Source organism: Methylobacterium sp. Leaf106 (assembly GCF_001422895.1).
GTDB lineage: Bacteria > Pseudomonadota > Alphaproteobacteria > Rhizobiales > Beijerinckiaceae > Methylobacterium > Methylobacterium bullatum.
On sequence record NZ_LMNB01000031.1, the window covers coordinates 155,093 to 171,884 of the forward strand.

General features: G+C 66.9%; 15 protein-coding genes. 11 read left to right on the forward strand and 4 right to left on the reverse strand.

Annotation, left to right across the window (positions count from 1 at the left end; translation table 11 throughout):
• Window positions 1-237 precede the first annotated feature (237 nt).
• The 9 genes from ASF34_RS16240 to ASF34_RS16280 all read left to right on the forward strand — a co-directional run bounded on the left by ASF34_RS16240 (window position 238) and on the right by ASF34_RS16280 (window position 10,374).
• Entirely contained in the window at window positions 238-1,554 is a 1,317-nt protein-coding gene (locus ASF34_RS16240; protein ID WP_026176052.1) for a replication-associated recombination protein A, read from the forward strand.
• Window positions 1,555-1,621: 67 nt separating this feature from the next.
• Window positions 1,622-3,118: a carboxypeptidase M32 gene (locus ASF34_RS16245; protein WP_056162444.1), complete on the forward strand. Its 1,497-nt coding sequence runs from the start codon at window positions 1,622-1,624 to the stop codon at window positions 3,116-3,118.
• 152 nt (window positions 3,119-3,270) lie between these two features.
• The gene (locus ASF34_RS16250; protein ID WP_018044508.1) at window positions 3,271-3,828 is read left to right on the forward strand and encodes a tellurite resistance TerB family protein; all 558 of its coding nucleotides are present in this window, start codon (window positions 3,271-3,273) and stop codon (window positions 3,826-3,828) included.
• A gap of 78 nt (window positions 3,829-3,906) precedes the next feature.
• Window positions 3,907-5,154, forward strand: coding sequence for an Hsp70 family protein (locus ASF34_RS16255; protein ID WP_056162447.1), 1,248 nt, complete (start codon window positions 3,907-3,909; stop codon window positions 5,152-5,154).
• A gap of 70 nt (window positions 5,155-5,224) precedes the next feature.
• Window positions 5,225-6,643 carry an RluA family pseudouridine synthase gene (locus ASF34_RS16260; RefSeq protein ID WP_056162449.1) on the forward strand — a complete coding sequence of 473 codons (1,419 nt, stop codon included), beginning with the start codon at window positions 5,225-5,227 and terminating at the stop codon, window positions 6,641-6,643.
• Window positions 6,644-6,749: 106 nt separating this feature from the next.
• Window positions 6,750-7,133, forward strand: a complete 384-nt coding sequence (locus ASF34_RS16265; protein ID WP_056162452.1) for a hypothetical protein — start codon at window positions 6,750-6,752, stop codon at window positions 7,131-7,133.
• 7 nt (window positions 7,134-7,140) lie between these two features.
• A complete protein-coding gene (locus ASF34_RS16270) occupies window positions 7,141-7,854 on the forward strand; it encodes an HAD-IA family hydrolase (protein WP_056162455.1) in 714 nt (237 codons plus the stop codon).
• Window positions 7,855-7,929: 75 nt separating this feature from the next.
• Window positions 7,930-8,724 (forward strand): ATP12 family chaperone protein, encoded by a 795-nt coding sequence (locus ASF34_RS16275; protein WP_056162458.1) that lies wholly within the window; start codon window positions 7,930-7,932, stop codon window positions 8,722-8,724.
• 117 nt (window positions 8,725-8,841) lie between these two features.
• Window positions 8,842-10,374, forward strand: a complete 1,533-nt coding sequence (locus tag ASF34_RS16280; protein WP_018044502.1) for an acyl-CoA carboxylase subunit beta — start codon at window positions 8,842-8,844, stop codon at window positions 10,372-10,374.
• Window positions 10,375-10,620: 246 nt separating this feature from the next.
• Here the strand turns inward: ASF34_RS16280 and ASF34_RS16285 are convergent, their stop codons facing one another.
• The gene (locus tag ASF34_RS16285; protein ID WP_056162460.1) at window positions 10,621-11,469 is read right to left on the reverse strand and encodes an FkbM family methyltransferase; all 849 of its coding nucleotides are present in this window, start codon (window positions 11,467-11,469) and stop codon (window positions 10,621-10,623) included.
• A 419-nt stretch (window positions 11,470-11,888) separates the two neighbouring features.
• Here ASF34_RS16285 and ASF34_RS16290 point away from each other — a divergent pair, with 419 nt between their 5' ends.
• Window positions 11,889-13,235: a NarK family nitrate/nitrite MFS transporter gene (locus tag ASF34_RS16290; protein ID WP_056162463.1), complete on the forward strand. Its 1,347-nt coding sequence runs from the start codon at window positions 11,889-11,891 to the stop codon at window positions 13,233-13,235.
• A 232-nt stretch (window positions 13,236-13,467) separates the two neighbouring features.
• On the opposite strand, the gene ASF34_RS16295 is transcribed toward ASF34_RS16290, so the two are convergent.
• Window positions 13,468-13,914 (reverse strand): SRPBCC family protein, encoded by a 447-nt coding sequence (locus tag ASF34_RS16295; protein ID WP_056162466.1) that lies wholly within the window; start codon window positions 13,912-13,914, stop codon window positions 13,468-13,470.
• Between the two features lie 265 nt (window positions 13,915-14,179).
• Between ASF34_RS16295 and ASF34_RS16300 the strand changes: the two genes are divergently transcribed.
• On the forward strand, window positions 14,180-14,944 hold the full coding sequence (locus tag ASF34_RS16300; RefSeq protein WP_056162470.1) for an alpha/beta fold hydrolase: 765 nt from the start codon (window positions 14,180-14,182) through the stop codon (window positions 14,942-14,944).
• A gap of 6 nt (window positions 14,945-14,950) precedes the next feature.
• Here the strand turns inward: ASF34_RS16300 and ASF34_RS16305 are convergent, their stop codons facing one another.
• Together ASF34_RS16305 and ASF34_RS16310 are read right to left on the reverse strand one after the other, a co-directional pair.
• Entirely contained in the window at window positions 14,951-15,712 is a 762-nt protein-coding gene (locus tag ASF34_RS16305) for an ABC transporter permease (RefSeq protein WP_056162631.1), read from the reverse strand.
• Window positions 15,713-15,723: 11 nt separating this feature from the next.
• The gene (locus ASF34_RS16310) at window positions 15,724-16,650 is read right to left on the reverse strand and encodes an ABC transporter ATP-binding protein (RefSeq protein ID WP_056162473.1); all 927 of its coding nucleotides are present in this window, start codon (window positions 16,648-16,650) and stop codon (window positions 15,724-15,726) included.
• Between the last annotated feature and the right edge of the window lie 142 nt (window positions 16,651-16,792).

Here is a 16,792-nt window from a genome sequence, read left to right on the forward strand (position 1 = left end):
CGGAGGGAGACGACGACATGGCCATCGTATGACCACGACTGACCTTCGACCAAACCCTGTTCATCCTGTTCTCATGGGGAGCCAAAAGGCCGCCCAGATGCATCATCCACGGGGCGGGCGGGTCACTCCTCGACCTCGGTAAGGATCACCCGCTGCACCGGGGCAGATCCGCCGAAACGCGGGGACGGAGCCATTTGCGGATTGCGGGATGACGCAGGCCACGTCTTCTATGCGTCGATGTCCGATCTCTTCGCTTCCGCCGGCCTGCAGAACGATGCGCCGCGCCCGCTGGCCGACCGACTGCGCCCTCGCTCCCTCGCCGAGGTGGTGGGACAGGAGCACCTGACCGGGCCGGACGGCTCCCTGACCCGGCTCCTCAGCGGAAAATCCTTCGGCTCGCTCGTGTTCTGGGGGCCGCCGGGCACCGGCAAGACCACGGTGGCGCGTCTCCTGGCCCACGAGACCGATCTCAAGTTCGAGCAGATCTCGGCGATCTTCTCCGGTATCGCCGACTTGAAGAAGGTCTTCGAAGCGGCGCGCCAGCGCAGGACGATGGGGCAGGGGACGCTGCTCTTCGTGGATGAGATCCACCGCTTCAACCGGGCACAGCTCGACGCTTTCCTCCCCGTCATGGAAGATGGAACCGTGACGCTCGTCGGCGCCACCACCGAAAACCCGTCCTTCGAGCTCAATGCCGCGCTGCTCTCGCGCGCCCGCGTCCTGCTGTTCCGCTCCCTCGACGATGCGGCCATCGCCAAGCTCCTGGTTCGCGCCGAGGCGTTGACCGAACGGCCGCTGCCGCTGGACGAAGAAGCGCGCGGCGTCCTCGTCCGCATGGCCGATGGCGATGGGCGCGCCTGCCTGACCCTGGCGGAAGAGGTCTGGCGCTCGGCCAAGCGCGACGAGATCTTCGATGCCGCGACCCTGCAGGACATCGTCCAGCGCCGGGCGCCGATCTACGACAAGAGCCAGGAAGGTCACTACAACCTCATCAGTGCCCTGCATAAGACGGTGCGCGGTTCCGACCCCGATGCGGCGCTCTACTATCTCTGCCGCATGCTCGACGGCGGGGAGGACAGATTGTTCATCGCAAGGCGTCTCGTGCGCATGGCGGTGGAGGATATCGGGCTCGCCGACCCGCAGGCCCTGGTCGTTGCCACCGCCGCCAAGGATGCGTTCGACTTCCTCGGCTCGCCGGAGGGTGAACTCGCCCTGGCACAGGTCACCGTCTATCTCGCCTGCGCGCCGAAATCGAACGCGGTCTACAATGCCTACAAGGCGGCAACGCGGGTGGCCAAGGAGCACGGCTCGCTGCCGCCGCCCCGGACCATCCTCAACGGCTCGACCAAGCTCATGCGCAAGATCGGTTACGGCGAGGGCTACCGCTACGACCACGACGAGCCGGATGCGTTCTCGGGCCAGGATTACTGGCCCGAAGCGCTCGGCCGGCAGCGTTTCTACGAGCCCACCGACCGGGGCATGGAGACCCGCTACGGTGACCGCCTCGCCCATTGGGAAGCCTTGAGGAAGCAGCGCCGTGACGAGGAGCGCTGATCTCGTCGTCCGCTCCTGAATCCCGTGATAGGGCGGCGCTCAGTCATGCAGAAGGCCAGCCACGACCATGCACGCCTATCGTAGCCTCGCTACCCGCTTTGCCCGCATCGGCGCCGTCGAGGATGCCGCAGGCATCCTCGGTTGGGACGCCCAGACGCTGATGCCCAAGGGCGCGGCGGAAGGCCGGGCCGAGCAGCTCGCCCAGTTGCGGGTCATTGCCCACGAGATCATCACCGCCGCCGAGACCGGTGACCTGATCGCACAGGCCTCGGACGACGAGGCCGGCCTTGGTGCCTGGGAGCGGGCCAACCTGCGTGAGATGCGCCGCGCCTATCTTCACGCCTCGGCCGTGCCAGGCGATCTCATCGCCGCGAGTTCCAAGGCGTCGTCCCGCTCCGAGATGGTCTGGCGGGAAGCGCGGGCGACATCCGACTTCGCGATGCTGGCGCCTCATCTCGCCGAGACCCTGCGCCTGCAAGGGGAGGTCGGGGAGGCGAAGGGCGCCGCTCTGGGCCTCGCGCCCTACGACGCGCTCCTCGACGGCTACGATCCCGGTATGCGCCGGGCGGTGATCGACCCGCTCTTCTCCGAGCTTCGGGCGACCCTGCCGGGCCTGATCGGGACGATCCGTGACCGACAGGCGAAGATGCCGGCGCCGATGCCATTGCCGGGACCGTTCCCTGTGGAGGCGCAGAAGGCCCTGGGGTTGGCGCTGATGCGCGCTGCCGGGTTCGATTTCGAGCGCGGACGGCTCGATATCAGCCTGCACCCGTTCTGCGGCGGGGCCACCGACGACGTGCGCATCACCACGCGTTACGACGAGGCCGACGCCACCCGCGCTCTCATGGGCGTGCTGCATGAGACGGGTCACGCCCTCTACGAGCAGGGCCGGCCGCCTGCGTGGCTGCACCAGCCCGTGGGGAATGCCCGAGGGATGAGCCTGCACGAGAGCCAGTCGCTTCTGATCGAGATGCAAGCCTGCCGCTCCGCCGAGTTCTGTGCCTATCTCGCGCCTCGTCTGCGCGATGTTTTCGCAGGCGTGGGGAGCGCCTGGGACGCGGAGAACCTGCACTGCCTCTACACGCGGGTGGAGCCCGGCCTGATTCGGGTCGATGCCGACGAGGTGACGTATCCGGCGCACATCCTCCTGCGCTACGAGCTCGAAACGGCGATGATCTCCGGCGACCTCGCCATCGCCGATCTGCCGGGCGCATTCGACGAAGGCATGCGCGGCTTGCTCGGTATCGTCGTGCCGAGCGACCGGCTCGGCTGCCTTCAGGATATCCACTGGCCCGGCGGCAGCTTCGGCTATTTCCCGACCTACACCCTCGGCGCAATGGCGGCGGCGCAGCTGTTCCGCGCCGCCCGCGAAAGTCTGCCCGGCATCCCCGCCGATCTGGCGCGAGGCGATTTCACCGCCTTGCGCGGGTGGCTGCGCGAGAACGTCCACCAGCGCGGCAGTTTCCTGGAGACGGACGAGCTGCTCGTGGCCACCACCGGCAAGCCCCTGGGTGCCGAGGATTACATGCGCCACCTGCGCCACCGCTATCTCGGGGAAGGCTGAACGCTCGCATCGGCTGGTTGCGAATCGGTTGCGGTCTGGCGATCCTTCGCGGGGTCGGACGTCCCTCGGGGTTTGCCGCTGCAGCCAGAGCGCTATGCTCACGGCCGATTCAATCATCCGACCGGCCCGGCTCCGGGGAAAGGCGCGTTTACATGGTCGTCATCGTCGCAGTGATCGGGATCGTGGGTGCCGTCCTGTTCTGGATCATCCGCGCACATGGCACCGCGACGGCGCTGAGGGAGGTCAATCGCGACACGAAGGGACTTCAGCGCCGGGCAAAGTCGACCCTGGAGGAGATCATCGGCACGCCGCTGAAGCGAGTGCGGGACGTCAGGCTCGCTGCGGTGATCCTCATGATCCAGCTGGTGCGCACGGGCAGCCCCGTCACCGCCGCCGAGAAAACCAAGATTCTGGAATTCATGGATTCTCCGCTTCAGATCGATTCGATCTCAGCCACGTTCGAGCGAGCCTGGACCTATACCGAGGCCCGGCGGCCGTTCTCGCTGGTGGCCGACGAATTGCTGCCCCTGCTGCGGGACAACCTGACCGAGGCCGAGCGCCTGCACTTCATCGACATGCTCTCGCAAGTCGCCAGCGCCCATTCCGCCGCGAGCGAGCTGCAGCGCGAAGCGATCGTGCGGCTCAAGCGCCGGCTCACCGGTGGGAGCCCTGCGTTGAAGGCGAGCCGGGCCGGCGATTTCGGTCGTTGAGACCGGTGGACCCGGGGGAGCGCAGCCTGTAGGTCGGCGGCCCCCCTTTCCAGCGGACAGACCGTCCGGAGATCTTACATGGCGGCCTGTGGCCTCGATTTCGGCACGTCCAACACCACGCTCGGCCTCGTTACCGAGGGACGGCCGGCCCTGCTGCGGCTGGAGGGCGACCACGTCACGATTCCCAGCGCGATCTTTTTCCCGCCGGGTGGGACGCACCTCGTCGGCCGCGCAGCCATGGCGGAGTATGTCGAGGGCACACCGGGCCGGCTGATGCGCAGCCTCAAATCGGTGCTCGGTTCCTCCCTGATCGAGGAGACGACGCCGGTGGGGCGTGAGCGCATCCGCTTCCGCGACGTCATCGCCCGTTACCTCTCCGCCGTGAAAACGCGGGCCGAGGCGCAGGCCGGAACGGCCATCGACACAGTGGTCCACGGCCGCCCGGTCCATTTCGTCGATGGCGACCCGGAGGGCGACGCCCGTGCCGAGGATGCCCTGTGCGAGATCGCCCGGAGCATTGGCTTCCGCCACGTCTCGTTCCAGTACGAGCCCATCGCGGCGGCGCTCGATTACGAACAGCAGGTGACGGGGGAGGAGATCGCGCTCATCGCCGATATCGGCGGCGGCACGTCGGACTTCTCCATCGTGCGGCTCTCCCCCGAGCGCCATGCCAAGGTCGACCGGTCCGGCGACATCCTCGCCAATGACGGCGTGCGCATCGGCGGCACCGACTTCGACCGGCGTCTCAGCCTCGGCACGGTGATGCCGCTATTCGGCCTCGGCAGCCCGATGAACCGGGGCGATCTCGACGTGCCGAGCGGCTATTTCCACGATCTCGCCACTTGGTCGAGCATCAATCGGCTCTACAACGCCAAGACCTTGCGCGAGATCGAGGAAGTCCGCCGTGACGCGCGCCGGCCGGACCTGATCGCTCGGCTCTACACCGTCGTGGAGGCCGAGCGCGGGCATTCCCTCGCGATGGAAGTGGAGGGCGCCAAGATCGCAGCCTCGGATGCGGGCCAGGGCGGCGTGGCCCTCGGCTGGGTCGAGCCGGGCCTCGCCGCCACTCTCGACCATGCCGGCCTCGTGGCTCAGACGGAGGAGCTCTCGCGGCGCATCGCCGAAAGAATCGGTCGTTGCCTGAACCAGGCGGGATTGCCGGCGGAGGGCATCGACGCCCTGTTCCTCACCGGCGGGTCGACGGGTCTGCCGCATGTCCGCGCCGCTTTGGTGGCGGGCGTGCCGAATGCCCGCGTCGTCGACGGCGACACGTTCGGCTCCGTCGGGACGGGCCTCACGATTGAGGCGGGTCGCCGCGCGGCCTGACCTCCGGTTCACGCAGCGCTCCGTTCTCGAAGCGCTTTGCCGAGAGGGGCGAGGGTGTTACGAGCACCCGATGACCACCAGACCACCATCACGCGGCAATGCCGGACGCAAAGGTTCCGGCGCCGGCAAGGGCCGGCCGCCCGGCAGCGGCGGCAAGCCCTACCGTCCCGGCAAGCCCGGCGCGTTCCGCAGGCCCGACCGCGAAGGCACCGGCCCGCGCACGAGCGCCCTCGACGCCGCCCATCGCGCGGCGCAGTTGCGCGGCGAGGCCGACAAGCGCGCGCCCTGGCGGCCCGGCGATGCCCCTGAGACGCCGGTCGACGACGAAGCCTCGGTTCCCCGCGCTCCTCGGACGCGGGCGCCCCGCAACGAGGTCGCGGCGAAAGCCTTCGACGCGCCGCGTCCGCGCCGTACCGGCGCCAAGCCCACGGAACCGGCGGTCGAGGGACCGACCCGGCGCGAGCAGCGCGCGGCCGCCTCCGCGACCCTCGCCTCCGGCGTGCAGACGCTGATCGTCGAGGAGGACGAGGCCGAGATGCGGATCGACCGCTTCCTGACCACGCGCTTTCCGCAACTGCCCTTCACCCGTGTCCAGAGCATCGTCCGCAAGGGCGAGTTGCGGGTTGACGGCAAGCGCGCCAAGCCGAACGACCGCCTCCTGCCGGGCATGAGCGTGCGCGTGCCGCCCCTCAAGCTCGACCCGGTGGCGGAACGGCCGCGCAGTGTCGCGCGTGACGCCACCGACGCCGACTTCCTGCGCTCGCTCATCCTCTACGAGGATGCGGACATGATGGTGCTGAACAAGCCCTTCGGCCTCGCGGTCCAGGGCGGCTCCGGCACCGTGCGCCACGTGGACGGGCTGCTGGAGGCCCTGACCGGACCGGACGGGCAGAAACCGCGCCTCGTCCACCGCCTCGACAAGGACACCGCCGGCTGCCTCATCGTCGCCAAGACACGCCTCGCGGCGGCAACCCTCGCCAAGAGCTTCCGATCGCGGTCCGCCCGCAAGGTCTACTGGGCGCTCACCGCCGGTGTCCCGCGCGTACCTCAGGGCCGGATCTCGACCTACCTCGCCAAGGAGGAGGCTCCCGACGGCGACGCCCGGATGCGGGTAGCCCAGCACGGCGACGACGGCGCCGCCCATGCGCTGACCTATTACGCCATGGTCGACAATGCGGCGCAGAAGCTGTCCTGGCTTTCGCTGAAGCCCGTGACCGGGCGCACGCACCAGCTCCGCGCCCATGCCGCGCATATCGGCCATCCCATCGTCGGGGATCCGAAATATTTCAGCGTCGAGAACTGGGCCTTGCCGGGAGGTATCCAGAACCGGTTGCACCTGCTGGCACGCCGCATCGTCATCCCGCATCCGCGCACGCTGAAGCCGGTGGACGTGACGGCGCCGCTGCCGCCGCATATGGCGCAGAGCTGGAACCTGCTGGGCTTCGACGCATCGCGCTACGATCCCATCGTCGAGGCGCCGGAGGCGTGATCCGCTTTGGCCGCATCGGCGGGGAGGACCCGCGGATGCGCCTTGGCAATCGGGCGCCATGCCTTATCCTTGTGGTCGACCTCACCCGTCGTTGCAGCGAGAACCCATGCCGATGACGTTCGCGACCTTGGCCAGCACCGCCCTGATCGGCCTGTTCGTGTGCTTCGGATCAGCGTCGCTGACGTCTGAGGCTGTCGCGCAGGCGACGGGTCCACAGCAGAATCCGCCGAGTCCTGCGGCAAAAGCGGCTCCCGCTCCGGCGGCCCAGAATCAGGCACCGCCGCCTCCCTCCGTAGGCCGCCATGGATCGCAGGTGCGGGCGGGCGACCGCAGGCGACGGTCCTATGCCAGCTGTAATCGGTTGTCGCATGCGCGCGGCCTGCGCGGCGGCGTGCGACGTCGCTTCCTGATCCGCTGCAAGCTCGGCTACGAGCGCCAGAAGCCCGGACAGGTTCCGGCCCAGCAATCGCCGCAGGGGCGCCAGCCGTGATGCGGCCATGCGGGACGGTCCCGTGAAACTCGTCGTCTTCGACGTCGACGGGACTCTCGTCGACAGCCAGCACCTCATCGTCGCCGCGCAAGGCATGGCCTTCGCCGAACACGGCATCGAAGCGCCCGGGCGTGCGGTGGCCCTCTCCGTCGTCGGGCTCTCCCTGCCGCAGGCCTTCCGGCGCCTGGTCGGCGAGGATGGACCCGTGGAGGGCCTGTCCGAGAGCTACAAGCGCGCCTTCAACACCCTTCGCCTGGACGCGGCCTATGAGGAACCTCTGTTTCCGGGCATGGCCGACTTGATCGAACGCCTGCGCGCCCGCGACGACCTTCGGCTCGGGATCGCCACGGGAAAATCCCGACGCGGGGTCGACCGTCTGATCGAAAGCCATGGCTGGGGCGACGTCTTCTCGACCATCCAGACTGCGGACGACGCACCGTCGAAGCCCGACCCGGCGATGCTGCATCAGGCGATGGCCGAGGTTGGAGCATTGCCGGAGACCACGGTGATGATCGGAGACACCACCTACGACATGGACATGGCGGTGAGTGCCGGCGCGGCCGCCATCGGTGTCGCGTGGGGCTACCACCCGCCGGGTGCCTTGCTCGGAGCCGGGGCGGTGACCGTGGTGGAAACCGCCTCCGCGCTGGCGGATATGTTCTCGGGAAATTTTCGCGAGTCCGGCGCGGGCACCAGCATCGACGGCCTCGCGCCCGACTAGACGCGGTACCGGAACAGCGATCTGACCCGGCTCAGCGCTCGCGGGCCGATGCGTGATGCGCTAGAACCCCGCCCCATGAGCAACGACGATCCCGCCGGCTGGCTCGGCGCCTCCGATGCCCCTCCCATTCACGACCCACACCGGGCCGTGCGCGCGCAGACGCGTGTCGCCCTGCCGAAGCGGTTCTACGCGGAGGCCGGTCTCACAGACGACGACGGCGGGTTTCGCCTAACCCTCGATGGACGGTCCGCCAACACGCCGGCGCGCAACCCGCTGCGCCTGCCGACGCGGGCGCTGGCCGAGGCCGTGGCCGCCGAATGGGCAGCGCAGGTCGAGTTCATCGACCCATCGACCATGCCGCTGACGCGCCTCGCCAACACCGCCATCGACGGCGTCGCCCCCCGCCGCGAGGCGGTGATCGACGACCTCTCGGCCTATGCCGGAACGGATCTCGTCGCCTACCGCGCCGCCGACCCGGAACGCCTCGTGGCCGATCAGGGCCGCGCCTGGGATCCGGTGATCGAATGGGCACGCGAGGCCTTTGATGCGCGCCTCATCCTCAGCGAGGGGGTGATGCACGTCACCCAGCCCGAGACGTCGGTGACCGCCTTGCGCGGCGCGATCGAAGCGGTCGACGGGCCGTTCCGGCTGGCGGCTCTCCACACGATGACCACGCTCACGGGCTCGCTCCTCATCGCGCTGGCAACCCTGCACGGACGCCTGACCCCGCAGGAATCCTGGGCGGCGGCGCATGTGGACGAGGCCTATCAGGCCAGTGTCTGGGGAAGCGACGCCGAGGCGGAAGCGCGCCATGTCCTGCGCAAGGCCGAATTCGAGTCTGCGGCGGAGTTGGCAAAGCTTGCCCGTTAAATCCATTTTCGCTGCCTGCCCTCCGTGCTAAGGCGCTTTTGACTCTGAACCGCCAAGCCATGCCCAAACATGCGGTATGGCGCCAATTCCTCGCACCCATCTCAAGGCTCACCGCGCATGAAGGATATTCTCGAGAAGCTCGAAGAGCGGCGCGCTCAGGCTCGCCTCGGCGGCGGCGAAAACCGCGTCGTGGCCCAGCACAAGCGTGGCAAGCTGACGGCGCGCGAGCGCATCGAGCTCCTCCTCGACCATGGGTCGTTCGAGGAATTCGACATGTTCGTGCAGCACCGCTCCACCGATTTCGGGATGGAGAAGCAGAAGATCCCCGGTGACGGCGTGGTGACCGGCTGGGGCACCATCAACGGGCGCACCGTCTTCCTGTTCTCGAAGGACTTCACCGTCTTCGGCGGCTCGCTCTCGGAAACGCATGCCGCGAAGATCGTCAAGGTCCAGGACATGGCGCTGAAGATGCGCGCCCCGATCATCGGCATCTTCGATGCCGGCGGCGCCCGCATCCAGGAAGGCGTCGCGGCGTTGGGAGGCTACGGCGAGGTCTTCCGCCGCAACGTCGCCGCCTCCGGCGTCATTCCGCAGATCTCCGTCATCATGGGCCCCTGCGCGGGCGGCGACGTCTACTCGCCGGCCATGACCGACTTCATCTTCATGGTCCGCGACACGAGCTACATGTTCGTCACCGGCCCCGATGTGGTGAAGACCGTGACCAACGAAGTGGTCACGGCCGAGGAACTCGGCGGCGCCAAGGTCCACACCACCAAGTCCTCCATCGCCGACGGATCGTTCGAGAACGACGTGGAGGCGCTCCTCCAGGTCCGCCGCCTCGTCGACTTCCTGCCCGCCAACAACATCGACGGCGTGCCGGAGATCGAGAGCTTCGACGACCCCCTACGCCTCGACAAGTCCCTCGACACCCTGATCCCGGACAACCCGAACAAGCCCTACGACATGGGCGAGTTGATCCGGCGCGTGGCCGACGAGGGCGATTTCTTCGAGATCCAGGCGACCTATGCCCGCAACATCATGACGGGCTTCGGCCGCATCGAGGGCCGCACCGTCGGTTTCGTCGCCAACCAGCCGATGGTGCTGGCCGGCGTGCTCGATTCGGACGCCTCCCGCAAGGCGGCCCGCTTCGTGCGCTTCTGCGACGCGTTTTCGATCCCGATCGTGACCTTCGTCGACGTGCCGGGCTTCCTGCCGGGCACCGCCCAGGAATACGGCGGCCTCATCAAGCACGGCGCCAAGCTGCTCTTCGCTTACAGCCAGGCCACCGTACCGCTGGTGACGATCATCACCCGCAAAGCCTTCGGCGGCGCCTACGACGTGATGGCCTCCAAGCACGTGGGTGCGGACATCAACTACGCGTGGCCGACCGCGCAGATCGCGGTGATGGGCGCCAAGGGTGCGGTCGAGATCATTTTCCGAAGCGAGATCGGCGATACCGACAAGATCGCGGCACGGACCAGCGAATACGAGGACCGGTTCCTCTCGCCCTTCGTCGCGGCGGAGCGCGGCTATATCGACGAGGTGATCATGCCCCATTCGACGCGCAAACGCATCGCCCGGGCGCTCGGCATGCTCCGCACCAAGGAGATGGAGCAGCCCTGGAAGAAGCACGACAACATCCCGCTCTAAGCGGTGGAAGGCTTCCCCCCGGGGAAGACTGTTCCCAGCGGCCCACCGCGAAGCGGACGGTGGGCCGGGACGTGAGGTGTGGCGATGACGTCTTCGGCCATCCCGATCTCGACTCATCGTCAGGTGCCGTTGCACCTGACGATGAGAAAGGCTCCAGCCGGACCTGAGCGAACGAAAGAGCTCCTCGAGGCCCATATACCCGGGGCACCTCCGGATGAGGTGGTTCGATGGGACGGATGAGCGTGCTCAGCCGACCGTCCGCTCGAAGATCAGGTTCAGCCGAGTGCGAGCGATCTGCCGATAACCTCGGCCCTCGAGCAGACCGACAAGGTCGATCTGCCATTGCGCCGTGCCATCCTCGATGACGAGCAGACGAGGGTGCAGGGAGACCGGCGCCTCGCGGAAGAACGGCTCCAAGATCAGATCCTCGGCGCCCTCCACATCGAGCTTGATCGCGTCGATGCGGGTGATGCCCTCGCCCTGGGCGAGCCCAAGCAGGGTGACCGCCGGCACGCGGATCTGCGCGCCCTCGTTGGTGCCGACGATCTTCAGGCTCGATTCGCCACGGTTGCGCGGGTCCACGAACAGCGTCAGTTCGCCGGCCTTGTCGGCTACTGCGCAGGCCACCGCCTTCACTGTGCCGAACGGGTTCTGGGCGATGTTGTAGGTCAACCGGTCGAACACGTCGGGCTGCGGCTCGACGGCGAGGATGCGAGCACCCGAACCGGCGAAAGCGGCGACGAAGAGGGCGTAGGCGCCGATATTCGCGCCGATATCGAGGAAGGTGCAGCCCGGCTTCAGGCGTGAGGCCAGCAGCGCCCGCTCTTCGGGGTCAAAGAATTGCGGGGTAAACAGCACCTTCTTCTCGCAATTGTTATTGTAGGGGTGCAGCCGCATGCGGGCGCCGAACCGCTCCACGTCGAGGGGCCGTCCATGCAGCATCGTGATGGCCAGCCGGCGCAGAAAGAAGCCGATGCGCCGCCCCGCCCAACTCTTGCCGGAGAGCGTCACGGTGCGGTCGGTGATACGCGCCACCAGCCCTCGGGGCGCGTAGGTGCCGAAAGGCTGGATGGCGGAAGATTGCGTGTCAGTCATTGTGGTGGGTGATGCCAGCCCGACAGGCGCACCGCAAGCATCGCCTGTCGTTCGACGCTGTCGGCTAGACCTGCACAAATCGGCGTCGTGCCTACAAACAACGCAGCCTCGAGATTATCGCCTGCGCAAGCGATCATCGGAGAGGCACCATCGGCAACCCTCGAGACCTCCGGAATCATAGGTGGAAACGGGACCGTCCTAGGGGAAAAACGGGATGCTGCAGCGACATCTCAGAATCATCCGACATGGCACGCGCCGTGCGAATGCCCCGACGTGGGCAACGGCGCCCGCGAGAGACGCCTTCGAAGTCGGGCGGCTCGTGCTCACTGTGGCGTGAGCGACCAATCTCTCCCCACCCCGCAATGGGGGCCACTCGCACCGAGTGCCGGGAGACATCAGATCGCCTGGAGCCTCTCCGCATGCAGTCCCAAAAAGCCACCCGAATCGATCTGTTCAGTCTGGCCACGCCTCAGATGCGCGCGTTCCATATTACCTGGCTCGCGTTTTTCGTCTGCTTCTTCGCCTGGTTCGCGGTCGCGCCGCTGATGCCGGTGATCAAGGGCGAGTTCCAGCTCACCAACGATCAGGTCTACAACATCAACATCGCCGCGGTCGGCATCACCATCCTGGTGCGCCTACTGATAGGGCCGATGTGCGATCGGTTCGGCCCCCGCCTGACCTATACCGGCCTTCTGATCCTCGGATCGGTCCCGGTAATCGGCATCGCCTTCGCCAACTCCTATGAGAGCTTCCTGTTCTTCCGCCTCGCCATCGGAGCCATCGGGGCGAGCTTCGTCATCACCCAGTTCCACACCTCGGTGATGTTCGCGCCGAACGTGGTGGGCACCGCCAATGCCACCGTGGGCGGCTGGGGCAATGCCGGCGGCGGCGTCACCCAGAGCGTCATGCCCCTGATCCTCGCGGCCCTCGTCAGCGTCGGCGTCGAGAAGACGATGGGCTGGCGTCTGTCGATGATCGTGCCGGGCGTGATGATGCTCGTCGTCGCCTTCCTCTACTTCCGGTTCACGCAGGACACGCCCGAAGGCAACATCATGGAGTTGCGCGCCCGCGGTGTCGCGGTGGATTCCGGCAAGAAGGGCGGCTGGGCGGTCTTCAAGCAGGCGATGACGAATTACCGGGTGTGGATGCTCGCCATCACCTACGGCGCCTGCTTCGGCGTCGAGATCTTCATCCACGCGGTGGCGGCGACCTATTATGTCGAGCGCTTCAGCCTCGATCTGACCCAGGCCGGCATGGCGGCGGGCAGTTTCGGCTTGCTGGCCCTGTTCGCCCGCGCGCTCGGCGGCATCGCCTCGGACCGGGTCGCACGCTCGAAGGGCCTCGACGGCCGCACCCTGCTCCTGTTCGCCCTGATGGTCGGCGAAGGAATCGGCCTCCTCGCCTTCGCCTATGCCGGCTCGGTGGTACTGGCCGTCGTCGCCATGCTCGCCTTCGGCCTGTTCACCCACATGGCCTGCGGCGCCACCTACGCCCTGGTGCCGTTTATCGACCGCAAGGCGCTCGGCGGCGTTGCCGGTATCATCGGCGCCGGCGGCAATGTCGGCGCCGTGGCGGCGGGCTTCCTGCTCAAGGGTGTCGGCAACCTGCCCGGCGCTCTGTTCATCCTCGGCATCGCCGTGCTGATCTCGTCGCTCTGCGCAATCTCGGTGCGCTTCTCGCTCACGCACAAGGAGACCGAGCAGAAGCTCTACGACGAGGCGGTCGCCCAGCGCGCCGTCACCAGCGGACAGCCGGCCTTCGCCTGAGCGACGATCACCCTGGGGGCTGCAGCGCAGGATGTGGTCCCTTGGTCGTTTGATCCGGCAAGGGAGGAAACGGCTCCCTGCCCGGATACCTGAGCGTCAACGGAAGGTGATCCAGATTGCAGCAAGGGCCGCCGCGCGGCTTTCGGCGATCGATCCAAATTGGGTTCTGCTGCGCTTCACCCGCTTCAAGGTGTGTGTGGAGGTAACTGGCCGTCGATCCATTTGAAATCCGTTACGCCAACGCGGCCTGGAGCTTCGAAAAGCAGCTCCGCCAATCCTCACGATACGCATTCCGGACGTCTGCGCTGACGATGCGGCGATGGGTGAGCGTGATCTCCGTAGCCCGGTCGCCGACGGAGAGCAGATCGACATGGATCAGGGTTTCGCCGATGCGCAGGAGCGGGTTCGGTCCCTCATACGTCCAAGTCTGATGCAGAGAATGCCCCCGCCTGATTTCCTCGTAGTGCCCGGTCACGGAATGGGACGCTCCATCCGGATCGCGCCGCCGCAATAGAAACGCGCCGCCGACACGCAGGTCGGTCTCCGCGAGTTCCACGATGGAGTCGCCGGGCGCGAGCCAGCGCATAATGAGCAGAGGATCGGTCCAGGCACGGAAAACGTCCGGATGCGGGGCGCGCACGACGTGTTTGAGGACGACAACGGGTACGATCTGAATCATGGGCCGTCCGTATCCTCGCAAATCGACCGGAACGACCCGACCGGAGCGGTGCCGCTTTGACGATCCCCCCGTTCATCGCGCCGGAGACGCCGAGCAGCAAGGGGAGTTAAGCCGGCCGAACCCGCGCGAAACGAGGAAAAAGCTTTCCTGTCACCCCTTCGGATATTCGCACCTTGCCTCCGTTCCGTTCAGAGGCGAATTTGACGGCCCATGGAGGCCGTCCATCGACCGACGGAGCCCTCCATAAAAGGTATAGACAAGCCCGATGCAGACCTTCGATTCCGACGGGACCACCATCGCCTATATCGACGTGCCGGCGAAGGGCGGCAGCGGCGATCCGATCGTACTGATCCACGGATTTGCCTCGAACCATTCCGTGAACTGGGTCAACACGCTTTGGGTGAAGACCCTGTCCGAGGCGGGGCGCCGGGTCGTCGCCCTCGACAATCGCGGGCATGGCGAGAGCGAGAAGCTCTACGATCCGGAGGCTTACGGCTCCGACATCATGGCGCAGGACGCGCGGCGGCTGCTCGACCATCTCGGCATCCCCCGCGCCGACATCATGGGCTATTCCATGGGCGCGCGGATCGCGGCCTACCTCGCCCTCGATGAGCCGGCGCGGGTACGTTCGGTGCTTCTCGGCGGTCTCGGATTGCATCTGGTGGAGGGCAAAGGACTGCCGAACGGGATCGCCGAGGCCTTGGAAGCGCCCCCCGGCGAAAAGGCGCCCAACCTCACCGCCGCCGCTTTCCGCACCTTCGCAGAGCAGACGAAGAGCGATCTCAGAGCGCTGGCCGCCTGCATGCGCGGCTCGCGCCAAACACTGTCGCGGGAAGAGGTCTCGCAGATCGAGGCGCCGACCCTTGTCACGGTAGGCACGCTCGACACCGTTGCCGGCTCGGCCCCGGCGCTGGTTGCCCTCATGCCCAATGCCAGGAGCCTGGAACTTCCCAACCGCGATCACAGCACGGCGGTGGGCGACAAGCAGCACCGGCAGGGCGTCCTGGCTTTCCTCGACGGGCGCCCCTGAGGAGGATCAGCTCTTCAGCCGGTAGCCGGTGCGAAAGATCCAGGTCACGCTGCCGAGGCAGAGGGCGAGGAAGACCAGGGTCATCGCGAGGCTGATCTCGACCCGCACGTCGGAGGCACCGAAGAAGCTCCAGCGGAATCCGCTGATGAGGTAGACGACCGGGTTCACGAGGCTGACCGCCCGCCAGAACGGTGGCAGCATCTCGATGGAATAGAAGCTGCCGCCGAGGAAGGTGAGGGGCGTCACCACCAGGAGCGGCACGAGCTGGAGCTTCTCGAATCCGTCGGCCCAGAGGCCGATGAGGAAGCCGAACAGGCTGAACGTCACCGCCGTGAGGAGAAGGAACGCCACCATCCAGAGCGGATGCTCGATCCGCAAGGGGACGAACAGGGCAGCGGTGGCGAGGATGATCAGCCCGATCAGAATGGATTTCGACGCGGCCGCGCCGACATAGCCGAGCACGATCTCGAAGGGAGAGACCGGCGCCGACAGGATCTCGTAGATCGTGCCGGCAAAACGCGGGAAGTAGATGCCGAACGAGGCGTTGGCGATGCTCTGCGTCAGGAGCGAGAGCATGATCAGCCCCGGCACGATGAAGGCGCCATAGGCGATGCCATCCACCGAGGCCATACGCGACCCGATCGCCGCGCCGAAGACCACGAAGTAGAGCGATGTGGCGATGACCGGCGCGACGATGCTCTGCAGCCCCGTGCGCCAGAACCGGGCCATCTCGAAGCGGTAGATCGCACCAACCGCCGGCCAGTTCATCGACAACGGATTCATGCCTGCTCCCTTACGAGATCGACGAAGATGTCCTCCAGCGAACTCTGGCTGGTGGAGAGATCGCGGAAGGGGATGCCGGCGGCGGCGAGGTCGGTGAGGAGCGTGGTAATCCCGGTGCGCTCGCTCTTGGTGTCGTAGGTGTAGACGAGTTCCTGGCCATCCGCCGACAGGGCTAGGCCGTGCGGCGCGAGCTCGTCCGGCAGGGCGGGGAGGGGGTTCTGCAATTGCAGGATCAGTTGCTTCTTGCCGAGCTTGCGCATCAGCTCGGCCTTCTCCTCCACCAGGATGATCTCGCCCTTCCGGATCACACCGACACGGTCGGCCATTTCCTCAGCCTCGTCGATGTAATGCGTGGTGAGGATGATCGTGACGCCCTGATCGCGGAGCTTGCGTACCAGCCGCCACATGTCCTGGCGCAGTTCCACGTCGACACCGGCCGTCGGCTCGTCGAGGAACAGGATGCGAGGTTCGTGACTGAGCGCCTTGGCGATGAGCACGCGCCGCTTCATACCCCCGGACAGGGTCATGATCCGGCTGTCCTTCTTGTCCCACAGGGACAGGTCGCGCAGCACCCGCTCGATATGGGCAGGGTCGGGTCTCATGCCGAACAGGCCCCGACTGAAGCTCGTCGTGTCCCACACCGTCTCGAATGCGTCGGTGGTGAGTTCCTGCGGTACGAGACCGATGGCCCTGCGCGCCTCGCGGTAATCCGCTCCAATGTCGTGTCCATCCACCGTGACGGTACCGGAGCTCGCGCGGACGAGGCCGCAGACGACGCTGATCAGCGTCGTCTTGCCGGCGCCGTTAGGACCGAGCAGGGCGAAGATCTCGCCCTTTGCGATGTCGAGATGGATGTTCTTGAGGGCATGGAGGCCGGAAGCGTAGACCTTCGACAGGCCGGATATGGAGATGATCGGCGGCATCTGATCTCCATGGATTATTCTTGTGGGGATGGGCGTGTGCGCCGCCTTACCACGACAGGGGGTGCGACCCGCGAGTGTGATGCGGCACGTCAGGCAACAAAAAAGCCGCCCGGTGGGCGGCTTTCACGAAGCGATCGTACTG

Coding starts and splice junctions, on each gene's coding strand:
- ASF34_RS16305 (WP_056162631.1), bottom strand. CDS start 15,712: ATGAACTGGCCGGCGGTTGGTGCGATCTACCGCTTCGAGATGGCCCGG.
- ASF34_RS16275 (WP_056162458.1), top strand. CDS start 7,930: ATGAGCAACGACGATCCCGCCGGCTGGCTCGGCGCCTCCGATGCCCCT.
- ASF34_RS16285 (WP_056162460.1), bottom strand. CDS start 11,469: ATGACTGACACGCAATCTTCCGCCATCCAGCCTTTCGGCACCTACGCG.
- ASF34_RS16270 (WP_056162455.1), top strand. CDS start 7,141: ATGCGGGACGGTCCCGTGAAACTCGTCGTCTTCGACGTCGACGGGACT.
- ASF34_RS16250 (WP_018044508.1), top strand. CDS start 3,271: ATGGTCGTCATCGTCGCAGTGATCGGGATCGTGGGTGCCGTCCTGTTC.
- ASF34_RS16240 (WP_026176052.1), top strand. CDS start 238: ATGTCCGATCTCTTCGCTTCCGCCGGCCTGCAGAACGATGCGCCGCGC.
- ASF34_RS16265 (WP_056162452.1), top strand. CDS start 6,750: ATGCCGATGACGTTCGCGACCTTGGCCAGCACCGCCCTGATCGGCCTG.
- ASF34_RS16290 (WP_056162463.1), top strand. CDS start 11,889: ATGCAGTCCCAAAAAGCCACCCGAATCGATCTGTTCAGTCTGGCCACG.
- ASF34_RS16310 (WP_056162473.1), bottom strand. CDS start 16,650: ATGCCGCCGATCATCTCCATATCCGGCCTGTCGAAGGTCTACGCTTCC.
- ASF34_RS16295 (WP_056162466.1), bottom strand. CDS start 13,914: ATGATTCAGATCGTACCCGTTGTCGTCCTCAAACACGTCGTGCGCGCC.
- ASF34_RS16280 (WP_018044502.1), top strand. CDS start 8,842: ATGAAGGATATTCTCGAGAAGCTCGAAGAGCGGCGCGCTCAGGCTCGC.
- ASF34_RS16300 (WP_056162470.1), top strand. CDS start 14,180: ATGCAGACCTTCGATTCCGACGGGACCACCATCGCCTATATCGACGTG.
- ASF34_RS16255 (WP_056162447.1), top strand. CDS start 3,907: ATGGCGGCCTGTGGCCTCGATTTCGGCACGTCCAACACCACGCTCGGC.
- ASF34_RS16245 (WP_056162444.1), top strand. CDS start 1,622: ATGCACGCCTATCGTAGCCTCGCTACCCGCTTTGCCCGCATCGGCGCC.
- ASF34_RS16260 (WP_056162449.1), top strand. CDS start 5,225: ATGACCACCAGACCACCATCACGCGGCAATGCCGGACGCAAAGGTTCC.